This window comes from Moorena sp. SIO3I6 (assembly GCF_010672095.1).
On record NZ_JAAHHU010000424.1, the window covers coordinates 1 to 3,641 of the forward strand.

The following is a 3,641-nucleotide window of genomic DNA, read 5'->3' on the forward strand; positions in this document are numbered from 1 at the left end:
AGAAGCAGTGCGCTCTTTTGCCATGAAGCAATACCAGCGTGGTAATTTTGTTGTTATTGGCGGTGACTGGAATCTGCGCCTTGCTAAAACAGAATTCCCCCATCAAACAGAAGATAAATACCTTTTCTGGGTTCATGATTTACCCGATGATGCTTTTCCTTCAGATTGGAAAATTGTGGCAGATCCGAATGTACCTTCTGTTAGAACCGTTCACCAAGCGTATATACCCGGTGACAATTATGTTACGATTATTGATGGCTTTATTACTTCTCCAAATGTTGAAGTTGTTGCAGTTGAGACGATTAATCTGAATTTTGCACACTCAGACCATCATCCTGTTAAGGCGCATTTTAGAACTATTAACAAAACTAACTAAACAACAGATGCAGTTTAATAGTAGACTAACAACCTTGTTTTGACGGACACTTCTGTTCGGTGATAATTTACTGAAATAGGTTTAACAAACTGACTATTACTCAATTAAAAAACTGCATAACAAACATAATAATTAAAAATACTAAAATATTGAATATTAAAAAGTACTTTTTAATATTCAAGAAACACTCCAGATAAAATATGTTTTTTGCTATAATCACGCTAATCAAGTAGTCAAACAAATCATTGCAGCTTATCAATAAGTTTTTCTGTAAGGAATATTATACTTACAAAAGTAATGATTATTATACATATGTAAAAAATTAAGTAACGCTCAAAAAGTTCACAAACAAAATTAAATACCTTATTTTTGTTTTTAAATTCACTAACATTAACATTAGCACAGTTGATTGTTCTCAAAATCCTAATAGAAAAATTCAAGGCTTCTTCATAGAATTTATATGCTAATACTATACTCAACGGAGTAATCAGCCAAAAACAATAACCAATAGCGAGCCATAATATTGCTGTTTTTGCCAAGGTCTTGTACCCCAATAAGGTCTCAAAACTAACACCTATAGTAAAGGCAAAAAAAACATATGTATACTTACCTATTTTTTCAATAAACGACTGGGAAAAGTCGGCAAAAGTATTTTCGACTTTTTTACACAAACCATCAGGATAAAAGAAAAAATTATACTGTTCCTTCAATTTATTTATTTCTTCTAGATCAGATATTAAATCTCTTTTGAAAGCCTTCAAACAGATAAAGTCTTTTACTGCTGAATAAGCGGTAACTAAAACAACGGGCAACCAAACAATAATATAATTAATTAAAGAGTAAGGCAGGTAATACTGATAAGGAAGTACATATGCCTTAAACCCTTCATCACTGTCTAGCTCAATAGAATTATATTTTGGTTCTGGGTTCTCTGAAATCCACTTTTTCCAATCTTGTTCCATCTGTTCTGGAGCCAGGTAGCGATGGTATATCGGTATGAATATGATGCCAAAAAGAGTCAAAGCCAGCCAGATCACGAAAATTCTAGTTCTTGCTGCCTTATAATCTCGCAAGACCTTCTTAAAGCAAAAAAGCTCAATAGCATCTTTTCTGAAAGAGCTAAACACAATGATGTTTTCAGCGAAGAGAAATATGAAACTACGAAACAATTCAATAATCCAGCCATCCCGCGTGAAAAAAAATTTCCAAGGTGAACTATCAGCCCAAACATAGCATGCATACAGGGAAACTCCACTACAAAACAGCAGTAATAGTGTAACTATTATTCTTAATAAAGGAGAAACCTTACCTCCATTAAAATCACTGCTAGAATCATCTATGAGCTTCCGTTTAAGACGCTCCAAACATAACCCTTCAAAGCCCCCACTTGAAAAAGACTTATCTAAGGAAAGTTGTGGCGTGGTAATTACCAGTTTAAAGCGTTGTCCACAGGGAGGTAAATAGGATTTAACATGCTGATAATCCTCAACACCATTGAGCACTATCAGCACATCGCCCTTTAGCCAGTGTGACCAGCAGTAGTTAACCTGACTCTGTAAATCTCCACCTTCAGGTGGCTGTAAACCTAATTTTGACTTGGCAAAGTCCACCACCTCATACCCTAAATGAGATCCTTGCCCCTCTAACCAGCAAACTCCTCCCGGATAAACCTGCTTTTCCCAAGCAAGCTGGGCATAATGTCGCACTAGTTCTGTTTTACCAGGACTTGTTTGCTCAGAGTAAATTACAACCCTCCCCCTTTGTCTCAACTGCTGATGTAAAGTTTCAAGCTCAATGTCCCGCCCCATGAACTCAACGTTTTTAGGGGGAATATTTTGCGGCTCTACTTTTTCCGGTTCCGGTCTTGACCCATCATAGTTAAAGTTCTTAATGAAAGGTCAAGTCTCCCGTGTTGCCTCCTATCTGAAGATTATTGTTATGATCTCCAGTGCTAGTTTGGTCCTGGGACTGACCACTAGGCTGTTCTGGGGCGGCATTGCTAATTAACCTGTTTAACTGCTTGGCAAATCCACTGTCTTCTTCAGCCTTCTCCGCTAAAATACCAACCAACGCTTTTTGGCGCTCCTCGTTCGAGGGTTTCTCCTTTAACCGCTTTAGGGTTTGTTCTGCATACCCGTCTTCGCTGAATTTACTGACAATAGCTTGGTAGATGGCTTCCGCCTTTTCCCAAACAGACTCACCAGCCTTTTGAGCTGCACCCTCAGCTACCTTAGCCAAGTAGGGAATTAGTATAGATACTGCAGATGTTGCGATCTCAACAAAATTCATTCGTAAACCTTCCTTGTTACTTATGTACGAGCAAAAGTCCCTGGCACACTGCTTTCTGGAAGCTCAAACCCTTATAGAATAGTCCAAGGTCGTGCCCAAAACAGAATGTATCTTTTTGTAAATTATGAGATGAAATTATTACCCAGTAAGGGTTTCAGCTTGCTCCGCATCGCCTCCAAGACCTCAGCGTAGCTGCCTTCTTTGCCTCTAGGGCTGGTAGTTGGGCTAAAAACAGCGATTTGCAATTTAGTGATGTAATACCAAATCCGTTTGTCAAAACCCCTTTATAAAAATTGACCAAATCTTTGTATGCCAGGAATCTATGGCTATGCAGATAAGGGGGGTGTGGGAACAGGATTTGGTATAATAAGATACTTTACCCTGAGATGATAAGTTATAGTATTTAGCTGACTAATCTTATAACTTTCACTAATCATTATTATTGATTTAGTTAGATAAAGTCGTGATATAAATCACATAAACTGGTGAAGTTAATTACTGCATTCAGTGACTGGATGTTCTGAGGTGAATTAGCCCAGCTTCTATGTGTTCTTTATTCCCATGGTGCTTAACCTCATAAGGACAGGGTTCACTACTGTTATGTGCGATGCCCTAATCCAACCCTATTCCGGACATTTTTCTCGACAGTCATTGGAAGTGTAGTCAAGACTGAGTATAGGGTTCGCTCAAGCGTCTTTATGACCAAGTGATGGTGAAGTGCCTTGTTGGGGGATTATCGGTATTTCAGTTCGCCTATCTAAGCAACAATTTTTCGCAAAAACCCAGGAATTTGTAGCTCTTGAAGCAATTTGAACCTACAACCGATCAATCTCATCCATACTCAACCCCGTATATTGGGCAATATCCTGAGCGGGTAACCCTGCCGCCTTCATCTGCTTAGCAATCTGCTGTTTTTCTTCCTGTCTACCTTCGGCTTTACCTTCGGCTCTACCTTCGGCTCTACCTTGTTTGATAC

3 protein-coding genes are annotated in these 3,641 nt (G+C 38.5%); 1 reads left to right on the forward strand and 2 read right to left on the reverse strand.

Annotation, left to right across the window (positions count from 1 at the left end; translation table 11 throughout):
- Positions 1–376, forward strand: a 376-nt coding sequence (locus tag F6K49_RS37245; protein ID WP_293105083.1) for a hypothetical protein, incomplete at its 5' end; no start/stop codon positions are given.
- A 242-nt stretch (positions 377–618) separates the two neighbouring features.
- On the opposite strand, the gene F6K49_RS37250 is transcribed toward F6K49_RS37245, so the two are convergent.
- Complete coding sequence (locus tag F6K49_RS37250; RefSeq protein WP_293038620.1) at positions 619–2,184, reverse strand: hypothetical protein; 1,566 nt, start codon at positions 2,182–2,184, stop codon at positions 619–621.
- A gap of 79 nt (positions 2,185–2,263) precedes the next feature.
- Positions 2,264–2,665: a hypothetical protein gene (locus tag F6K49_RS37255; RefSeq protein WP_293038623.1), complete on the reverse strand. Its 402-nt coding sequence runs from the start codon at positions 2,663–2,665 to the stop codon at positions 2,264–2,266.
- Positions 2,666–3,641 lie beyond the last annotated feature (976 nt).